15 protein-coding genes and 1 tRNA gene are annotated in these 19,281 nt (G+C 66.7%); 4 read left to right on the top strand and 12 right to left on the bottom strand.

Going from position 1 to position 19,281, the window contains the following annotated elements:
• Window positions 1-826 precede the first annotated feature (826 nt).
• Window positions 827-1,438 carry a DUF6308 family protein gene (locus ABIB26_RS07180; protein WP_354240885.1) on the top strand — a complete coding sequence of 204 codons (612 nt, stop codon included), beginning with the start codon at window positions 827-829 and terminating at the stop codon, window positions 1,436-1,438.
• Between the two features lie 841 nt (window positions 1,439-2,279).
• Here the strand turns inward: ABIB26_RS07180 and ABIB26_RS07175 are convergent.
• The 5 genes from ABIB26_RS07175 to galU all read right to left on the bottom strand — a co-directional run bounded on the left by ABIB26_RS07175 (window position 2,280) and on the right by galU (window position 5,971).
• Window positions 2,280-2,352, bottom strand: a tRNA-Ala gene (locus ABIB26_RS07175).
• Window positions 2,353-2,398: 46 nt separating this feature from the next.
• Complete coding sequence (locus ABIB26_RS07170; protein WP_354240883.1) at window positions 2,399-3,199, bottom strand: SDR family oxidoreductase; 801 nt, start codon at window positions 3,197-3,199, stop codon at window positions 2,399-2,401.
• A gap of 99 nt (window positions 3,200-3,298) precedes the next feature.
• The gene (locus ABIB26_RS07165; RefSeq protein WP_354240881.1) at window positions 3,299-4,264 is read right to left on the bottom strand and encodes a hypothetical protein; all 966 of its coding nucleotides are present in this window, start codon (window positions 4,262-4,264) and stop codon (window positions 3,299-3,301) included.
• A 163-nt stretch (window positions 4,265-4,427) separates the two neighbouring features.
• On the bottom strand, window positions 4,428-5,048 hold the full coding sequence (locus tag ABIB26_RS07160; RefSeq protein ID WP_354240880.1) for a GNAT family N-acetyltransferase: 621 nt from the start codon (window positions 5,046-5,048) through the stop codon (window positions 4,428-4,430).
• A 5-nt stretch (window positions 5,049-5,053) separates the two neighbouring features.
• Window positions 5,054-5,971, bottom strand: coding sequence for a UTP--glucose-1-phosphate uridylyltransferase GalU (galU, locus tag ABIB26_RS07155; RefSeq protein WP_354240878.1), 918 nt, complete (start codon window positions 5,969-5,971; stop codon window positions 5,054-5,056).
• 109 nt (window positions 5,972-6,080) lie between these two features.
• Between galU and ABIB26_RS07150 the strand changes: the two genes are divergently transcribed.
• The gene (locus ABIB26_RS07150; RefSeq protein WP_354240876.1) at window positions 6,081-6,719 is read left to right on the top strand and encodes a 5-formyltetrahydrofolate cyclo-ligase; all 639 of its coding nucleotides are present in this window, start codon (window positions 6,081-6,083) and stop codon (window positions 6,717-6,719) included.
• A gap of 139 nt (window positions 6,720-6,858) precedes the next feature.
• Window positions 6,859-7,122, top strand: a complete 264-nt coding sequence (locus ABIB26_RS07145; protein WP_354240874.1) for an FmdB family zinc ribbon protein — start codon at window positions 6,859-6,861, stop codon at window positions 7,120-7,122.
• Between the two features lie 63 nt (window positions 7,123-7,185).
• Here ABIB26_RS07145 and ABIB26_RS07140 read toward each other — a convergent pair whose 3' ends face one another.
• The 3 genes from ABIB26_RS07140 to ABIB26_RS07130 all read right to left on the bottom strand — a co-directional run bounded on the left by ABIB26_RS07140 (window position 7,186) and on the right by ABIB26_RS07130 (window position 10,106).
• On the bottom strand, window positions 7,186-7,830 hold the full coding sequence (locus ABIB26_RS07140; RefSeq protein WP_354240872.1) for an NADPH-dependent F420 reductase: 645 nt from the start codon (window positions 7,828-7,830) through the stop codon (window positions 7,186-7,188).
• 173 nt (window positions 7,831-8,003) lie between these two features.
• A complete protein-coding gene (locus tag ABIB26_RS07135; RefSeq protein ID WP_354240870.1) occupies window positions 8,004-9,785 on the bottom strand; it encodes a glycoside hydrolase family 15 protein in 1,782 nt (593 codons plus the stop codon).
• Window positions 9,786-9,881: 96 nt separating this feature from the next.
• Window positions 9,882-10,106, bottom strand: coding sequence for a hypothetical protein (locus tag ABIB26_RS07130; RefSeq protein ID WP_354240868.1), 225 nt, complete (start codon window positions 10,104-10,106; stop codon window positions 9,882-9,884).
• A gap of 417 nt (window positions 10,107-10,523) precedes the next feature.
• Here ABIB26_RS07130 and ABIB26_RS07125 point away from each other — a divergent pair, with 417 nt between their 5' ends.
• Window positions 10,524-11,360 (top strand): RcpC/CpaB family pilus assembly protein, encoded by an 837-nt coding sequence (locus ABIB26_RS07125; protein WP_354240866.1) that lies wholly within the window; start codon window positions 10,524-10,526, stop codon window positions 11,358-11,360.
• A 41-nt stretch (window positions 11,361-11,401) separates the two neighbouring features.
• Here ABIB26_RS07125 and ABIB26_RS07120 read toward each other — a convergent pair whose 3' ends face one another.
• From ABIB26_RS07120 to ABIB26_RS07105, 4 genes are all read right to left on the bottom strand, one after another.
• Window positions 11,402-15,712: an AAA family ATPase gene (locus tag ABIB26_RS07120; protein WP_354240865.1), complete on the bottom strand. Its 4,311-nt coding sequence runs from the start codon at window positions 15,710-15,712 to the stop codon at window positions 11,402-11,404.
• A 296-nt stretch (window positions 15,713-16,008) separates the two neighbouring features.
• Entirely contained in the window at window positions 16,009-17,598 is a 1,590-nt protein-coding gene (guaA, locus tag ABIB26_RS07115) for a glutamine-hydrolyzing GMP synthase (RefSeq protein WP_354240863.1), read from the bottom strand.
• Window positions 17,599-17,833: 235 nt separating this feature from the next.
• Window positions 17,834-18,346 carry a DUF3817 domain-containing protein gene (locus ABIB26_RS07110; RefSeq protein ID WP_354240861.1) on the bottom strand — a complete coding sequence of 171 codons (513 nt, stop codon included), beginning with the start codon at window positions 18,344-18,346 and terminating at the stop codon, window positions 17,834-17,836.
• Window positions 18,343-19,221 carry an SURF1 family protein gene (locus ABIB26_RS07105; protein ID WP_354240859.1) on the bottom strand — a complete coding sequence of 293 codons (879 nt, stop codon included), beginning with the start codon at window positions 19,219-19,221 and terminating at the stop codon, window positions 18,343-18,345. The genes ABIB26_RS07110 and ABIB26_RS07105 overlap by 4 nt, the downstream gene beginning before the upstream one ends.
• Window positions 19,222-19,281: the final 60 nt, after the last annotated feature.

Raw genomic sequence — 19,281 nt, 5'->3', positions numbered from 1 at the left:
CAACTGAACCAGCATCACCTACGGATGAAACAGAGGAACCCATGGATTCAGCGAAGAATCTTCCCGTTGCAGCGATCGGCGCCGGCCCCATCGGTCTGGTCGCCGCGGGCGCCGCCATCGAGCAAAGGCGCCGCATCAGGCTGTTCTCCCCGCGAAACCGGGGGATGCAATGAACGAGACCCATAAGGCGGTTCTTCAGGTCACGGCCACAGACCGCGTCAGCATGGACTCCATGCTGGGACAGGCCGAGCAAAGGCTAAGGGATCGAGCCATCAAGTTGCGTAGGGGCGGCATCCTCATCACCAGGGAAAGCATGTCGTCGTTTTCGCTCGAGATCAGCGACGAGGTCCCTTTCGGTCTTACCGTGGAGCGCCAAAGGTGGTCGCCCTAAAAGTGCGGAATCCTCCTCAGGTGTTCCACATCTCCGCGCTCCGAGACAGGTAACCCGACGACTCCACGACCCGACGTAATGGCATGGTTCAACGCAGACGACAAAACGCACTCGCACCCGAAGCCATGCAAGGCAGGACTGGGAGCAATGGAGTTATGGCTGGTCTGCGGAACGTACCGCACCGACTACGTCACTGACGGCCTCGTGCACGTGTTGGCGGCCATGAAAAACTGCCCATAGGCGGCCACGGAACTGCCCACTGGGCACAAACTATTGGCCATTGACACTGCTGACCAACTTCGACCTCGGACTGCAGTTACGCATGTTCCAAGGGTCGCTCACTTATGCTTGATTCGCTTCCGGCGCTTCTCCAGGACGCAACGTGTCAATACCGGATGCGTTCAGACTTGAGCGCAGGCATCAACCACAGGGGGAATGGTCATCGCGTCGAGCAGTTTAGCCTCATTGAAAACTTCGGCTCAAGGAAAATTGGAGCGCTACACATCCACGACCCTGGGATATGCCTTCAATGCCTACGATCACCAAGGAGAGGTTGACGCCCCACTTGCTCCAGCCGACGTGCTTATGGCGAACCTCCTGAGCCTTCAACTCAGCGCCCGAGACGTAATTCCGCTATTCACGGACGGTGACGGACCAGCGCAGCGCCTCCGGGAGTCACTGGACATAGCGTTGGTAAATCTGCGGGACGCCGACTGCTTTGAGTCTTACGACGAACTGTCCGGGTTGGAGCGGGCCGTGGAAAGCCTGGCAGCTTCTAACACGGCAGCCCTGTCGGTCAAATGGTGGACCGCCGTAACGGTTTCCAAGGTCCTTCACCGGCGCCGCCCGCACATCGTGCCTTTGATCGATTCCCGAGTGTACGAGTTCTATGGCGCTAAACACCCCGGGCCGGTTCGCAAAGCACTCTGGGACGACATACGCGAGAACTCGGGATGGCTTACCGATCTGGCTGCGACGAAGAAAACCCCCGACGGACGCCCATTGTCCCTCCTGCGTCTAGCAGACATTCTGATCTGGACGCCGTGACCGGATACCTCAATGGGTGTTCATTCAGGCCCATCCGGCCATCAAAGTAGTCCTGCGCGGGCGAGAGATCCGACGGGCAGCGATCCAGGAAGTTCACGCTACCGCCCCTGGAACTGGTCCGCCACCGGCTCTCCGAACTGATGGAAAACCCCGAACCGGTCATGCGGAAGATCGTCCGCGTATTCATCGACGACGGAACCTTCTGTCCGGGATTTCAGTTCCTCCCCGGCGGAGAACTCCAACCAACCGTCACAGCGCTCTTTCGGAGAGCCATGGAACTGGGTACCCACATAGCTACTTCACCCTCTGGATTCTCACCCCATCCAGGGCACTTGCCGGCTCCCGCCCGGTCGACCATCTGAAGGCCGACCCTGCTTCCCTGCTTCGCGCGCTGGAGTCCTACGGCTGGCGCTAGGATTGCTTCTTGAAGGCCCTGGTGGGGTGCGTCGCGTTGCACAATGGGGCTCATCTACGACAACTAGGATTTGGCAGCCCTCACGCCGACGCGGCTCGCCACGGAGGAATCCGAAGGACCCGGTGCACTGGAAGGGCGCATGCTCGACTATCTGAGGGGACTGGAAGAACGCAACGGCACGGCCTACCTGGAGCTTGTGGCCAATACTCTCGTCGGTGCACTCTCCCAAGTCCCTCCCCTGACCTCACCAACGCACACGCATCGTTTGGGAGGTCAAGAACCACGCCGGGGCAGTCCCATCCAGATGCTCCCCCGACACCACGGCCATTCGTCGCAAAACGTCGGGTAAACGTCGGCTGGACCCAAAATCGGGCAGGAGAAAAGCCTTCCAATCCAACGTCTCCGCAGGTCAGAAGGCTTTTGCAGTGGAGCTAAGGAGATTCGAACTCCTGACCTCTTCGATGCGAACGAAGCGCTCTACCAACTGAGCTATAGCCCCGAAGCAACGCCGGTCCAGGAGGAACGGCGTTGCCGGTGTCCCTAGGCTACAAAGTATCTGCGTTCTTTGCCAGCCAGCGCGCGAATGTCTCGCTGCCGTGTCGCTCCTCGGGGACCAGGTTCAGGCCCTCCCGCAGGTATTTTCCCATCGGGCCCGGCAGCGGCAGCCGCACCAGGTGTCCCCGGGATCCACTCGCCTGCTGCCATTCCCGCGCCAGTTCTGCCATCCCCGCGATCTCCGGGCCCCCGATGGTCCGGACGCGGTGCCGCACGCCCGCTGGCGGCTCCAGCGCGGCGTCGAGCAGGGCAGTGGCTACTTCGGAGGGCGAGATCGGCTGGAACCGGGCGCCCTTCACCACCGGGATCATCCGGACCCTGGAGCCGGCCGCGAACATCCTCGCCAGCAGCGAATGGAACTGCGTCGCCCGCAGCGCGACCGTCTCCAGGCCGGACCGCTCGTAAACCCGCTCCTTGGCCGCCTTCGAACGGTAGTACCCGAAACTGCTCTCGTCGCAATTGATGATGGACAGCACCACGGCCTTGGGCACCCTGGCGTCCCGGGCAGCGGCCAGAAGCCGAGCCCCGCCGTCGGCGAAGTTCTTCAGGGCCTTGCCCGACTTGCCCTCAAGACAGTCGATCACGACGTCGGCTCCGTCAAGTGCCGCTGCCAGGCCCTCCCCCGTGGTGACGTCGCCGCGGAAATACGCCGCGCCGTCGGGCCCTGCGGACGAACGGGACGACGGCGGGTTGCGGCTGAGGACGGCCACCGCGAGTCCGCGGGCAACAGCCTGGCGGACTACCTCGCGGCCCACCTGGCCGGTTCCGCCGGCCACACAGATTCGAGTCATGTCCCGAGGCTACCGCCAGGTACGCTCTCCGGGGCAGTCCCCGGCCACAGGAAAGCCCCGGGCAGCCGTGGTGGACTGCCCGGGGCTCGGACGAAGGATTCAGGCGCGGCGGCGCTGGAGGACGTCGTCGAGGTTGCTCAAGGCGCGCTGGCCCTTCCCGACGGGCTTCGAGTCGGCGTCGGCGCTGGGAGACGCGGACGATGCTGCCTGCTCGAGGCCCTGCTTGAGCGACGGCCTGCCGACAGCCTTGGGGGCCTCCGGCAGATCCAGCGGCTCGGGAGCTGCACGCTCCGCTTTGGGCGCTTCCACGTAGGTGGGCTTGGGAACTTCCACCGGATCCCAGCTGACGTGTTCAGACGCCGGCAACGCGGGACCCTGACCCGCGCGGACCGATTCGTCACTGGACGCCGCGGCCTCGGCCAGAGCGGCCTGCCGGAGTTCCAGGGCGGTGAGCGGTTTCGGGGCCGGCTCGGCCGACGCAGCGACGGCCTGGGCATCGAAGAGAGGACTCTCCGCCCGCTTCGCCGGCTCGCGGGGAACCGTCCGCTGCTGGGCGGACGGCACCGGGGCCGTTCTCGCAGGCTCGCTCATGGCGGACCGGAAAGCCGCTTTCACTTTACGTCTGCGGTCACGCACGGCGAGCCGCCGGAGCAACACGACGGCGCCGATGGCGCCCAGCAGAGTCACAGCGGGCAGCCAGGCGGAACCCAGGCCGAAGAGTCGCAGCGCTGCCGAGATGACACCTGTGAGCAGGGAGAGCAACCCTGCCAGCGCGAGGGCCAGGCGCCCGTAGCGGATCCTGAAGACCGGTCCCGGCGCCGCCGGTTGCCGGGCGCCGTCGAACTCTGTGGGACTCGCGGCAGGGACGGTGCGCTGTGTACTGGTCATCGGTTTCTCCTGCTGGGGCGTCATCATCATGACTTTCCCGGCTTGGGGGTCTGCTGTTGCTAGGTCGACGACATCCGCCAGGAGCTCGCCCGCAGGCTGCAACTGGTGGCGTCCGTTCCGGAGCACGTAGGGGGCCACCCACACGATCCAGAGCGCAACAGCAATGACAAGGATCACAGAGCTGCTAAGAGGGAAGTCCACAATCAAAACGGTATGAGCAACACGGCTGGCGGGCCCGCATTGTCCCCGGTGTGTCGCGAGGCAACCGGCAAATGACTTGATTTATGACGTTCCGGCCGGTCAGCTCGGGGGCCGGCCGGTCAGTACGGGGGCCGGCCGGTCACGACGGGCGGTCCTTGCGCCATCTGGCAACAAGGCCCTCGGGCACTTCCTCGGAGGTCAGCGCGAAGGTGCGGTGATCAGCCCATTCGCCGTTGATGTGCAGGAAACGCGGCCGGTAGCCCTCGTCCCGGAACCCGAGCTTCTCGACTACTCGCAGGCTGGGCGCGTTCTCGGGCCTGATGTTGATTTCCATCCGGTGCAGCCCGAGGGTGCGGAAGCAGTAGTCGGTGGCCAGCGCTACGGCGGTGGGGGCAATGCCCTGGCCGGCCCGCTCTTGGTCCACCCAGTAGCCGAGGGTGGCCATCATCGCCGACCCCCAGACTATGGAGGACACCGTCAGCTGGCCCACCATCAGCGGCTCCCGGAAACCGGGCGTCCTGGACGTGATGACGAACGGCAGTGCGGAGGCCTGGGCGGCCTGGGCCTTGAGGGAGCGCACCATCTGCCGGTAGTCGGGCAGACCGCCCCCCGGAATCGGATTCGACGCCTCCCAGGGGGCCAGCCACTCGCTGTTGCGGGAGCGGACTTCCGTCCACTCCTTGCGGTCCCGGTACCGGATCGGGCGCAGCACGATGTCGCCGCATTCCAGCGTCACCGGCCAGTTGAAGCTGCCCCCCACGGGAGTTACTTGGTCAGGCTGGAGGTGAGGCTGGAGGCGAACTCGGGCAGCCATTCACGCAGGCCGGGGCCCAGGTCCTCGCTGTCGCAGGCGAGCTGAACGCAGGCCTTGAGGTAGCTCAGCTTGTCGCCGGTGTCGTAGCGGCGGCCGCGGAAGACGACGCCGTACACTCCATAGCCTTCGCCGTCACCGGCAGCGAGTTCCTGAAGCGCGTCGGTGAGCTGGATTTCCCCGCCACGGCCGGGCGCGGTGCGTTCCAGGACCTCAAACACCGCCGGGTGGAGGACGTAGCGGCCGATCACGGCCAGGTTGGACGGAGCGTCCTGAACATCGGGCTTCTCCACGAGGTGGTTGATCCGGACGTACTCTTCGCCCTGGATCGCATGGACGTCGGCGCAGCCGTAGGCGCTGATCTGGGAGGGGTCCACCTCGATCAGCGCCACCACTGATCCGCCCGTCTTGGCCTGGACTTCGATCATGGTGCTGAGCAGCTCGTCACGGGCGTCGATCAGGTCATCGCCCAGCAGGACAGCAAACGGCTCGTAGCCCACGTGCTGCTTTGCACGCAGGACGGCGTGGCCCAGGCCCAACGGATCGCCCTGGCGCACGTAGTGGATGTCGCCGAGGTTGCTGGCGGCCTGGATGGACTCCAGCTTGGCGGTGTCCCCCTTGGCTTCGAGGGTGGCCTCCAGCGTGGGGACGCGGTCGAAGTGGTCTTCGAGCGCACGCTTGTTTCGGCCCGTGATCATCAGGATGTCGCTCAAACCGACATTGACGGCTTCCTCGACGACGTACTGGATGGCCGGCTTGTCAACGACGGGAAGCATTTCCTTCGGCATGGCCTTGGTGGCCGGAAGGAACCTGGTGCCGAGGCCCGCAGCGGGGATGACGGCCTTGCGGACGGAAGCGATTGGTGTAGTCACTCGACTAATCTAACGGAGGTACCAAACTTTCGGTAATTAGCTACAGCCGCAATGAGCCCGGACGACGCCGCGGCTCGGCACGGGACTGCAACAGGTGGAGGGCCGGGCATTGAAGGCATCAAAGGAAGAGATCCGCGCCAGCCACCGGACGCGGCGCGCCGGGCTTTCACCGACAATGCTCGACGCCGCGGGTGCAGCCATTGCCAGGCACGGCCTGACGTGGGCAAATAAACTCGCCGGCGGCGGGACGGGAACCTTCGCGGCCTACCTGGGGGTGGGTAGCGAACCGCCAACCCTGCCGCTTCTGTCGGCCCTGCACGACGCCGGACACCATGTATTGCTGCCGGTCTGCGAGCCGGGCCTCGAACTGAGCTGGGTGTACTGGACTCCGGCATCCGGTTTTGTCCGCAGCCGCTACGCGCCGATCCGGGAACCCGTCGGGGAACGCCACGGGCCGGAGATCATGCAATCCGCCCTTGGCATCGTCCTGCCGGCCACCGCCGTGGACTTCTCCGGCAACCGCATCGGCCAGGGCGGCGGCTACTACGACAAGTTCCTCGCGCGGCTGGCGTCGATCTGGCCCGGCCACAACCAGCCGGACGACGGCGGAGGGCCTCCTCTTGCGCTGCCTACCGCCGCAGTCGTTTACGACGCCGAGGTGCTGCCCGCCAGGAGCATTCCGGCGGAGTCGTTCGACCGGAAGGTGTCCGCCGCGCTGACCCCGGGCGGGCTGATCCGGCTGCTCTGAAGCCACATTCCCGGGATGATAGAATTAGCACTCAGGCCCTGCGACTGCTAAGGGACGGAACCCGTCGATAGACATATCGGCAGTGTTCCGGACCTTGACGGCACGGGACCTGCTCGTTTGTCCCTGAGGAGGATTTCCAGTGCCCACGTATGCATACGCCTGCAAGGACTGCAGCCACGCCTTCGAGATCGTGCAGCCGTTCACCGACAACTCGCTGACGTCCTGTCCCGAGTGCCAGGGGAGCCTGCGCAAGAAGTTCAACAGCGTCGGCGTCGTCTTCAAGGGCTCCGGCTTCTACCGGAACGACTCCCGCGACACCAAGGGCAGCTCCGTGCCCCCGGCAGCGGCCCCCGCTGCGACCCCGGCGGCAGCTCCTGCCCCCGCACCCGCCGCCGCGGGCTAGGCAACCGCCGCCCGCTCCGGACCGGGCCTGAGCAGGATCGGTACGGAAATTCTCACCAAAGTATTAGAGGGCTGCCCGGGCCTCGTCGACGTTTAGCAGCTTTCCGCCGAGCCCGCCGTGCTGATGCAGGTCGCCCCTCATCAGCTCGATCCGGCCGGCCGCCTCAAGGCCCCCGACCTTCACCGTATCGAAGCCGGACGCGCTGATGAGCCTCTCGGCGGCTTCGGCCGCAGTGTCGTCATCGGTTGCATAGAACAGAACCGCCCGCTCGGATGGCCGATTGGCCGCCGAGCCGAGGGCGTCAGCCCCCAGAGAGCCGAAGGCCTTCACGAAATGGGTGCCGGCTGGAAGCAGGCTTGAGACGACAGAGGCAGCCGATTCGCCCTCCGGCAGCGTATTGGTAAAGCCGCCTTGTCCATCGGGCCCGATCGGGTTGGACGGGTCGATGACCAACTTGTCGGTCAGTGCTTCCGACAGTTGGGAGATGAGTTCCTTCTCCGTGTCCAGCCATACGGCGAAGAGGACGGCGTCCGCCTGCGACACGGCATCGGCAACGGTTGCCGAACTCGCCAGCGCACCCAGTTCACCCGCCAACGAGTCCGCCCCGGATTGGTCGCTGGCCGCCAGTATGACCCGCTCGCCACCCTGAACAAGATTGCGCGCGACCCGGGAACCGATGTTGCCGATTCCGATAATTGCTGTTGCCATGGCAGCCTCCAGATTGTCGGTGATGACAGCAAGACTATGGCTGGATGTCCCGCCCGTAAATGGTGTCTGGCAAGCCTGCTGTGAGCCGGGGCGCCGGAGAGACTGCGGTTCAGGAAGGCAGGGGTGCCGAGCCCGGCCGTTATTCCCGGCGTCAGGTCTAGCGCTGCCGGCCCCTAAGCCTCTGCGTTGCCTGCGTCACGGAGCGCCAGCGCGGCCTGGACGAGGGCGGAGTGGGTCAGTGCCTGGGGAAAGTTACCGAGGTGGGTTTGACTGGCGGGGTCCATTTCTTCGCTGTACAACCCTAACGGCGTTGACCTCTGGAGCAGATCCGTGAAGAGCTCAGACGCTTCTGTGGGCCTCCCGCTGAGAGCCAAAGCCTGGACCAGCCAAAACGAACACGGCAGGAAGGCGCCTTCCGAGCCTGGCAGTCCGTCCTGGCCCGGAGGGTACCGATAGAGAAGCGGACCGCCTGCGGACAACTCTCGCCGGACTGCGTCGACTGTCCCTGTCACCCTAGCGGATGCGGCGTCTTCGAAGCCGAGCAGAGGGAGCACCAGCAGGGCTGAGTCAAGGTCGGCCGATCCGTAACTGCGCGTGTAGCTCCCCATGTCGGAGTTGAATCCCTTCCTCTTGATTTCCTGGGCCATGTCGTCCCGCACGGACTGCCACCGTTCCCGCTGCCGATGGCCCAGATGATGGCTCTCGCCGATGCGCAACGCCCGGTCCAAGGCGAGCCAGCCCATGAGTTTCGAGTGGACATGGTGGGCGGCGTCTCCGCGGATCTCCCAGATCCCGGCGTCGGGTTCCTGCCATCGGCGCGCCACGAAATCGGCGAATCCGCGCATCGTGCGCCACGTTTCGGAGTAGAGCCGGTGTCCGCTCAGTACGAGCAGCCACGCAGCATCCAGAACCCAGCCGTAGCCGTCGAGCTGGTGCTGGTTGGCGGCTCCGTTGCCCACCCGGACGGGTTTGCCGGCCGCATAGCCCGGCCAGCCCGTCAGTTCCCGCTCCATAGGCACATGGCACCCCGTCAGCGTAAAGAGAGCCGGCAGGCTGGGCCGCTGCAGCCGACTGGCGTGCAGCAACCAGCCAAGGAAGCTGCGGGCCTCGTCGATCTTGCCGACTGACAAAAAAGCACCGACGCCGATGCTCGCGTCCCGCGGCCAGGCATACCGATAGTCCCAGTTGCGGATCCCGCCGACATCCTCGGGCAGGGACGTTGTGGGTGCGGCGACTGGTGCCCCCGAGGGCGAGTAGGTCAGCAACCGAAGTGTCAGCAGACTTCGCACCACCTCTTCCCGAAACGGGAGGTCCTGGTCGATCTCCGCTGCCCAGCTTCGCCACCGGGATTCGTCCGCTTCAACGAGTTCCCAGGCGGTTTCCGGGTTGATGTAGATGAGAGGTTCGCCGTAGGCAACGGACAACACCAGGGTGACCGGCTCACCGGGCACAACCGTGATAGGAACAGGCCGCCCGGTTCCAAGATCTATCCCGGGGTGGGAGCTGAGGGATAGGGCCAACGGTCCCCACTGGCAGACCAGGTTCTGGCCCGCACGAGTCCTCGGGCGAAGGTGGTCCTCCCCCAGTCTCGGGTCGAACTCGATCACAGCCTGCACTGGGGAGCCCTCGGCGGAGAGCTTGCGTATAAGTACCGTGGCAGGCAACAGCTGTCCTGCTACTTCGGACACCATCGCCTCGGTCAGAATTAGCCTGCCGTTTCCCACGGCCCGCACCGTCTCCAACGTGGCGGACTGGTCACGGTAGCGGCGCCCTACCCGCTGCGCGGGCAAGGCAGGACCCGCACGAAAGGTTCCCCCTTCCGGGCCGCCCAGCAGCGAGCCGAAGACAGGCTCGCCGTCGAAAGCTGGGACACAGAACCAGTCGATCGCACCCTCGCCGGAGACGAGAAGGCCGGTGCGGGTATCGCCGAGCAGGCCGTAATCCCCAATCGGCACCGTCGGGCGGGATGGCTGGCCACGCGATCCTGATCAGCCAAGCTGGGCTCCTTTCTTCGCACGGCCTCTTCGCACGGCCGGTGCGGGTGGGCCCGGTCAGCGGGCCTGAAGTAGTAGGCCAAGGACAGTGCCGTAGAGCAGATGCGCGCCCAAGGCCACCGCTGGCGTCTGGATTCCGTAATTGAGGCCGAGCAGTCCCGGCGGTTCCAAGCCTGATCTGCTGGCCGGACCGGCCCGGCTCGATGCCATCCGGGGGTGCACTCCCGGCAGCAGCGGAAGGATCACGCCCAGGGCCACCGCGAAATGAAGCAGTCCCAGCAACGTCCCGAGCCACCAGGTCGCCTGAGCACCAGCGGAAGGTCAAGCCTGGTGAGCCCCGACATCTGGGCGGCGATCATCACCACAGTCAGAATGCTGGTGGCCAGCATCCCGAAAAGCGCCCATCCTGCCCAGTCCATCCTGGTTCCGCCTGCCTCAGCCGTGCCCCCGGCGCTGAACGCGCCGTCCCCGTATTCTGCCATTGTCCACGTTCTGTCATTGTCCATGGCAAGAGGCGGCAGCGCCACGGACCGGATATGTCCGTATTCGCGCCGCCTCAGCGCCCATGCACAGGAGCCAAACGCTAATTTCCGTACCGATCCTCCTCAGACTCCCGGACCGTTGCTTATCCACACGTTGCTTATCCACATAGGACTGCACGCCCCGGACCTGCGTTGCGCCTACGGCTAGCGTGGCGGTATGGTCACCGCCGGAACCGTCGTTTCCCCGCACAAGCTTTTGCTCCCTGCGCCATTCCTGAGTGCGGTCTTCCTGAGTGCGGTCTTCCGCACTCGTTCCGTGCTCACGGCCGGCCGCTCCCCCCGCCCGCGCGTCTATCGGCCGCACTCCGGAAGCCCGGCGGGATCCTGGCCCCGGGGCGGACCGCTGAGGCGCCGCCGACTGACCGGGTGGCTGAACCGCAACCGGCGGCTTGCCGTGGCGCTCCTGCTCTGCGTCGCCGCCGGCATCGCCGTCCAGCAACTCACGCCGCCGCCGGCCGACACCGTCGTCGCCCTCGCCGCTGCCCGGGATCTACCGGCCGGCAAGGCCCTCGAGGCTGACGATCTGCGGGTTCTCAACATCCCTCAGGGCCTGCTGCCCGGCGGCAGTTTCAGCAACACCGCGGCGCTCCAAGGGAAGCAACTGGCCGTAGCGCTGCGGCAGGGGCAGCTGATTTCCGACGCGCAGCTCCTGGGTCCTGGCCTGCTCGCCGGCAGCCCGCCGGGCTCGGCTGCCGTGCCGCTCCGGATGGCGGACCCGGCCTCCATCCAACTGGTCTCCCCAGGACAACTGATCAACGTGGTGATGTCCGCCGGCAACGGCTTTGACCAACCGGCAACATCCGAGGTCCTGGCGGCCGCCGTGCCCGTACTGTGGACCTCCGCCCAGGGTGGCAAGGCAGGCCCCTGGCTCGCGGCCGGAGAGACGGATGGCCTCATGGTCGTCGCGGCAGATGCCGGTCAGGCGCGGCGGCTGGCCGGCGCCTCGACCCAAGGAAAGCTGTTCTTCGTCCTCGTAGCCGCCGCCCCTGGCTAGGCATCTTCAGGCTAGGGGCGGCGCAGCCGGCCCGCCTGTTGCTACCCCCAGTGCGGGGGCTTCTGTTCCTGCAGCCAGGAGTCGTGATCGTAGCTGTCGGGCTGGTCGCCCCAGCGGCGAGGGTCGTCCTCAGCCGCCTTGTTCGGCAATACGCCGTCGGGCAAGACACCGTCGGCAGTCGCGGCGTCGGGTACACCGTTCGGCACACCGCCGGCAGTCGCGGCGCCGGGCACACCGTTCGGCACCACACCGCTCGGCACACCGCCTTCGGGCAAACCGCCGTCGGGCAAGACACTGTTGGCGGTCGCGGCGGAATCGCCCGCGGCTTGCGGCGCGCCAGGCTCGGCTGCGTTCTGCTCGGCGGCAGGGTTGCCGTGGTGCTCGGCCGGGGAACTGCCGCCCTTGCCTGTGTCCGGGATGCTGTTGTTCTGGATATCGCCGTCTGCACTCATGCCGTCGGCCTCCTTACTGCCCATTGTTGCTGCTGCTTGCTGTCGCGCGTTGTCCGGCCAGCCGGACGTGGCCCGCCCGGACGTGGTCCGCTCGGATGTCGCCCGCTCTTCGGCGGCCTGTGCATCGTTGACTGCCAGGTTCTCCACGTCATCGTCGAAGAAGCCCGGCGAGGTCCTGTTTCGGCTGGACACCGCCGGCTTCTCCAGCCCAAGGTATCCGCCGATCCGGTCGGCACATGCCGAAGGGTCGGTGAAAACCTCTATGGTCCACAGCGGCATGTAGCGCCAGCCGAGCCGCTCCAGCTGCTGCGGCCGGAGCCTGCTGCGTTCGCGCACGGTCATCCGCCGGTACTGCTCGGTTCCGTCGGATTCGATGGCCACGGGGCGTGGGATCTCGGCGTCGTCCTGGCCGATGGTGTTCAGCGGGTCCGCTGCGGCCACCATGTTCAAGACTCCGTCGTACTGGTGCCAGACCCGTGCGCCGCGGGCCCGGAGCCGGTCGCCCAGGTCGGCCACCAACGGGTCGGCGCCAAGGGCCTGCTCGCTGGCGGCGGCCCGGGATGCGGGGCTGCCCAGATCAGAGTTGCCTGCAATCTCACGGTCCAGCAGCTCGTAGAAGTCCACCGCTCCGTGGCTGAGCCGGGTCACGTCCAGATCTTCGGGACGGAAGCAGCTAAGCACGTGCAGGGAGCGGCGGGCGCGTGTCATGGCGAGGGCAAACTTGGCCCGGCCGCCCTCCGCCGAGAGCGGGCCGAGGTTGTGCAAGGCACGCCCGTGCGGGGTCCGCCCATAGCCCGGGGAGAAGATCACGTGGTCGCGGACCAGGCCCTGGGCGCGGTCCAGATCCACCACCCGGAAGGATTCGTCCCCTGCGGTGAAGAAGCTTGCCAGCAGCGGATAGTTGGGTAGCTGCAGCCGGATGGACTCACCGATTCGGGCGGCGTGGCGGAGGCTGCCCGTGACAACCGCCAGGGAGGTCCGGGGCCGGAGGCGGGCGTGCTCGAAGACGAGCTCGACGGCGCGGTTCACTTCGGCGACGACAGATTCGACCCCGTCCTGGTCCGCGCTGGGCAGCCCGGTACCGTCCGGCAGGTATTCCAGGGTCAGGGCACGGTCCAGCCCGGTCGCGGACTGGCCCTCCGGAAGCCGGCGGAGCCCGCCGTCGTAGAAGCCCTTGCTCAGCTGCCGGACGAGGTCTTCATCGACCGCGCGGTACACAGTCCGCAGCTCCCAGACCGGCACCACAGCGGCCAGGGCCCGGTAGGCGCTTTCAACGCCCTGGTGGGAGCTTTCACCGGCGGCGAGCCGCTCCACGCCGACGGTAAACGTCCTGGGGCTGGAGATCCGGTCGTCGCCAAAGGCAACGACCTGCTGGGCCCGGGCGATGGCGGGGAGGACGGCCTGCAGTGAGGTCGACTCGGCGTCGAGGATGACCACGGCGTCGAACGTCTGCTCGATCGGCAGCAGGCCGGACATCAGGTAGGGGCTGACCGACCACACCGGCACCAGCATCGGCAGCAGTTCCGGGGCCTGTCCGGTCAGGGCGGCGAGGGTTACGCGGCCGTCCTTGAGCAGGCTGCGCAAGAGGTCCGCCTGGCGCGGGTTCTCCGCGACGGCCGCCCGCCAGCGTTCGGCAAGCTTCCAGCGCAGGCGGGCAGCGCCGCTGGCGATGTGGGCATTGTCTGCGAGGCGGTACTCCGCCTCGAGCTGGCGCAGCGCGTCGCCGTCGGACATGGCGAGGTAGTCGTCGCCGCTGATCATGGCCTCCAGCGCGGACTGCCACCACGCCAGCTCGAGTTCCGCCGCCACCGATTCCGCCGGCACCTCGCGTTCGGCCAGGTCGGCAAGCAGTTCGCCCAGGCCGTGTTCCCGCATGTTTTCCACCAGCAGCGTGCGCTCCGGCAGCGTTTCCAGGGTGCCCGTGTCGGCGACCAGCCCTTCCAGGCGTGCCATGAGCTGTTCGTAGGGCGTGGACAGCAGCTCGCCGCCGGCATCTGTGTGCTTTACGGCCAGGCCCAGGTCGAACAGCTCCGCCCCGAGCTCGCGGTAGAGCGCCGTGATCTCGGCGAGGCCCGAAGGGACCGCGGGGTGGCGCTGCGTCGTGGCGTAGCCGGACCAGGCGGCCCGCTGATCCTGGACGAGGACGAGCGAACTGTGGAGATCGGCGATGTGGACGCCCGGGCGGACGTATTCCTTGGCGACGCGGCGCAGCCGGGAGCGCTGCATGGACGGCATCTCGATGTTCCGTTCACGCCGCCAGGAGGAGGCTGCGGTCGCGGAAATGAGGTCGTGGACCGGCCGGTCGAAGATGTCCGGGGTGAACTTGTCGAGGCTTTCGCGCACGGCGACCAGGAGTTCGATCTGCTCGCCCCATTCGGCAAACGTGCTGCCGAGGCGGATCTCGGCGTGTTCGGCGACGCCGTCCATGCGCTCGCGCAACAGCGGCAGCTTCTCTGCCACGGACCCGGCCACCTGCTGGGCTTCCTGGGTTTCCTTGCGGGTCAGGAGCCGGGCCCCGTGCCAGGGGCTGGTGGTGGAGGCGCGGTTGAAACTGCCCAGTTCGGCAGCCCGGCGGAGCCGCCCGGCGAGCTCCTCGCGGTCCCGGATGCTGTCCAGCACGCTGCGCTTGAGCCGCACCGTGGTGGCCGGCGCCGGCTGGATCGACGTCAGCTCGGCCAGCGACTGCATCGCCTCGTACGGCGAGCACCCCCAGCGCTGGCGGACGTTATGGAGCGACGCGACGTGGTCCATGAGGGCGTGGCGGTGCTCGGTCAGGGTGGTGTGAAGGTTGCTCAGCTGCGGCTCGAGGGACTTCTCATTGCGCACAATCGCCCGGACCAGCTGGCCTTTGAGCTGCAGCGGCGTCGCGTTGCCGGAAACCTGGAAGAGCACCGAATCTAGTCCGAGCGTCTCGAGCTGGGAGGAGAGCTCGCCCAGGCTGGCGCGCCGGTCCCCCACCACCAGGACGGTCTTTCCTTCATCAACGAGGGCGCCGATGGTGTTGATGGCGGTCTGGGTCTGGCCGGTCCCCGGCGGACTGCTCACGACGAGCGAGTCCCCCGCCCGGACCGCATCCACGACGTACTGCTGCTCCGCGTCGGCGTCGAGCAGCAGCAGTTCCTCGGCGGGATTGCGTGCATCGGTGCTCGGGAAGCGGCCGGTCTTGAGTTCGGGCAGCTTCAGTGGCACCCCCGCGGCGGCACGCGCCAGGGCCGAGACGAGCGCATTGTTCTCGTTGATCCAGGGGTCCTCCAGGTTGCCGGACAGGTCCGAGAACGTGGACACGAGGAGGTTGTGTTCAATGTCGGCACCATGGATGGGCTGGATGAGCGTGCCGAGGCGGTCCAGGACCGGCTGCGGATCGAAGCGGGCGGTGCTGTAGGCCATCCGGGTCACGGCACTGACGTCGAAGACGATCCCGTGAATGGTCTTCAGATGGCGGATCAGGGCCGGGTTGATCCGGGCCTGTTCGGTCAGCTGCAGTTCGTAATCGTCCTCACCCGGCCGGACGGTGAGGGAAATGGCGATGAGCATGACGGGGGCTGAGACGCGCTGCGGCTTGCCCCCGACGGCGGAAGTCCAGACGACCGTACCGGCGGAGAAGTAGCCCGCATCGATGCCGCGGTCGTTGGCCAGCTCGAAGATCTTCGAGCGCAGGTTCCGTGAGGCGCGGGCGGCGACGACATACTGCTGGCGGTCGCGGATCAGGGTGGAAAGCCGGGTACGCCGTCCCGCCATCAGCTGGGCCAGGCCGGACGGGTGCGCGTTGGTCAGGTCGATGGAGCCTTCGGGCGTCTTGGTGAAGCGCAGCATCGTATCTGCTCCGGTGACGGGCTTGAGCCCCGACAGCCATTTCCTGAGCTCCTCGGAGCCGCCGGGGTGGCCTTGACCAACTGACACTGCTGCCTTCTTTTCTGTGCTCGCTTTTTCTGGGCTCGCGTTGCCGGTACTCACGTTTTCGGTGCTCGCGTTTCCGGTGCTAGCGTTTTCGGTGCTCGCGCGCGGCGCCTTGGTCCATACCGGCATGCCTTCGAGCGTAGCCCGAATCGGCCGCGAGGAAGAGCCCGCAACACTGGCGCCGGTCAAATTGGACCGGAAATGGCCCTATGAGACTACCCGGCTCAAAATACCGTACACACACAAAATGGCCGGCCCCGTCAGGAGGCCGGCCATTTCAGACGCCTGTGTTCACCAGGCTATTCCCACTCGATGGTTCCCGGCGGCTTGCTGGTCACGTCCAGCACTACACGGTTGACCCCGTCCACTTCGTTCGTGATCCGGTTGGAGATCCGGGCCAGCAGATCGTACGGAAGCCGTGACCAGTCGGCGGTCATCGCGTCTTCGGAGGACACGGGACGCAGCACGATCGGGTGGCCGTAGGTGCGGCCGTCGCCCATGACGCCGACGCTGCGGACATCTGCCAGCAGCACCACCGGCATCTGCCATACCTCGTTGTCCAGCCCGGCGGCGGTCAGTTCGGCGCGGGCAATGGCGTCCGCCTTGCGCAGGAGGTCCAGGCGCTCCTTGGTGACCTCGCCAACAATCCGGATGCCAAGGCCCGGGCCCGGGAACGGCTGGCGCCCGACGATCTCCTGCGGCAGGCCAAGCTGCGCGCCGACGGCACGGACTTCATCCTTGAACAGGGCCCGCAGCGGCTCCACGAGTTCGAACTGCAGGTCCTCCGGCAGGCCGCCCACGTTGTGGTGGCTCTTGATGTTCGCCGAGCCTTCGCCGCCGCCGGATTCGACGACGTCGGGGTACAGGGTGCCCTGGACGAGGAACCTGATCTTCTCGCCGTGCGCGGCCGCCTCGGAGATGATGGCCAGCTCGGCTTCCTCGAACGCGCGGATGAATTCGCGGCCGATGATCTTACGTTTGGTTTCCGGGTCGCTGACGCCGGCCAGGGCGGCCAGGAAGCGCTCCTGCTCGTTGGCAACGTAGAGCTTGACGCCCGTCGCGGCCACAAAGTCGCGTTCGACCTGTTCGGCTTCGCCCTCGCGCAGCAGTCCATGGTCCACGAAAACACAGGTCAGCTGGTCGCCTACGGCACGCTGGACCAAGGCTGCGGCGACGGCGGAATCGACGCCGCCGGACAGGCCGCAGATGACGCGGGCGTCGCCGATCTGTTCGCGGATCCGCTCGATCTGCTCGTCGAGGATGTTGCCCGTGGTCCAGTTCGGTTCCAGCTTGGCGCCCTTGAACAGGAAGTTCTCCAGGACCTCCTGGCCGTAGGCGGAGTGCTTCACCTCGGGGTGCCACTGCACGCCGTAGAGGCCCTTCGCCTCGTTGGCGAAGGCGGCAACGTCGGCGCCCGCCGTCGTCGCGAGGACCTCGAAGCCCTCCGGGGCCTCGTGCACGGAGTCGCCGTGGCTCATCCACGTGCTCTGGTGCTGGGGCATGCCCTCCAGGATGGAGCGGGCCTCGCCGACCGTCGTGGTTTCGGTGGCGCCGTACTCGCGGAGCCCCGTCTGGGCCACCTTGCCGCCGAGGGCATTGGCCATGGCCTGGAAGCCGTAGCAGATGCCGAAGACCGGGATTCCGGCCTCGAAGAGGTCCGCGCCGACGCTGGGGGCGCCTTCGGCGTAGACGCTCGCGGGGCCGCCGGAGAGAATGATGGCGGCCGGATTCTTGGCCAGCAGCTGCTCGGTGCTGTAGGTATGCGGAACCACTTCCGAATACACATTCGCTTCCCGGACGCGGCGGGCGATCAGCTGCGCGTACTGGGCACCGTAGTCAACAACCAGCACGGGCTTGTGGGACGTCTGGGATGCAGTGGGAGTAGTCACCGTACTAGCCTACTTTGCACCGCCGCCCGCCCGCACCTTGAAAAGACGGTCCGGCCCCGCAATGAGCCGCCGGGTGAGCGAACTCACACGGGCGCCGCTCCGGAAAGTCCGGACCCGCCGCGGGGGCAGATCAGGGCGGTTCGGACACGCCGAAGCGCCCTGATCTGCACCCCAGCGGCCGACGGCGTCCGACGACGGCCGGCGGGCTGCCGCTTCCGGCCCGGGCGGCTCCCGTTCAGTAGCGCTGCGGCGCCTGCGGGTTCGCGGCGAGCTCCGCGTCAACGTCGGCGTGGAACTTCTTCTCGACGAAGAAGGACAGGAACGGGACGACGCCGCCGAGCGCCATCGCGATGAGCTTGGCGAACGGCCAGCGCATGAGGGACCACAGGCGGAAGTTGGAAATGAGGTACACGACGTACATCCAGCCATGCACGATCAGGACTGCAACGGAGAGGTTCAGCCCGCCAATAACACCGGCCGGCTCGGCATCTGCAAATCCGAATCCGTGGGCCTGTCCGGTGGCGGCGTTGGTGCCGCCCGCAAACAGGTACTGGCCGAACGCGTACCGGGCGATCAGTTCGGCGCAGAGCAGCAGCAGCATGGTTCCGGTGAGGTAGGCAAGCACCTTGTAGAACTTCAGGGCGGAGCGGATCTGTGCCTCGGTTCCGCCGAAGCGGCGTTTCTTGCCGTTGGCGCTTCCCGTTCCGTGGGACTGCTGCGGCTGGATGGCCGGCTGGGGCTCGATCATGATTGCACTTTCGGTTCTGTGGGACGGGCTTCGGTGGGGTGTGGTCCGGCGGGGTGCCTCTCGTCGGCGGCGGACGCCTGCGCGGCCTGCTCCTCGTCGAGTGCGTCTTCCAGCCCGCGGCGGTAGTCGTCCTTGACCAGGCGCCACCAGATGAAGAGCGCGAAGCCAGCAAAGACTACCCACTCGGCGGCGTAGAAGAGGTTCAGCCAGTTGACTTTCTGGGCGGGGGGCTGCGGCCCGATGTTCAGCGGCTTCAGATCGCCGCCGACGGCGGCCGCACCGACATCCGTGGTGCCGGCCAGCTCGGTGTCTGCGGCGATGAACCCGGGGTAGCTGCTGACCTCCCAGATGTTGATGAGCTCGGCGACGGAGACGGCGGTGGCCCGTCCGGGGCCGGCATCGGTGTTGGGAAGCGGGGCCTCGGACGGGATGAGCCGGCCGGTGAGTTTAATGGTGCCCGAAGGCGGCGCCACGACATCCGCAGGATCTGCCACCCAGCCGCGGGCAACCGGGATCCAGGTCTGCGGCGAGGCGCCCACGCCGGCCAGGGCAGGAGCATCCGTGACGGCGAACGCAGACACGATCCAGTAACCCTTCGCGCCGTCGTGCAGGCGGCCCGGAACCAGGACCTGCTTCTGCGGGTCATAGCTGCCCGTGGCCGTCGTTTTCTGGTCCGCGACGGATCCCGGGAAGAAATTTCCCGGCTGCAGCACTGAGGTCAGCGGCTTGTGTTCCTCGGTTGTCGTCGCGACCGGGACCTCGGCCTGCGTGGAGCGGCCGAACTGCCACTGGCTCAGCAGCACAAACACCCCGGAAATGACGATCGCAAACAAGAGGCCTGCAATCCATCGGGGTCTAAGGGCAGTTTTCAGCACCCCTTAACCGTACTTCGTCCTCGTGTAGAACAACGAAACGGGCCCCGGGAGCCTGCCCCA

Source organism: Arthrobacter sp. UYEF20 (assembly GCF_040546335.1).
Classification (GTDB): Bacteria; Actinomycetota; Actinomycetes; order Actinomycetales; family Micrococcaceae; genus Arthrobacter.
The sequence above is the reverse complement of the archived record's forward strand: the minus strand, read 5'-3'. Positions and strand labels throughout refer to the sequence as shown.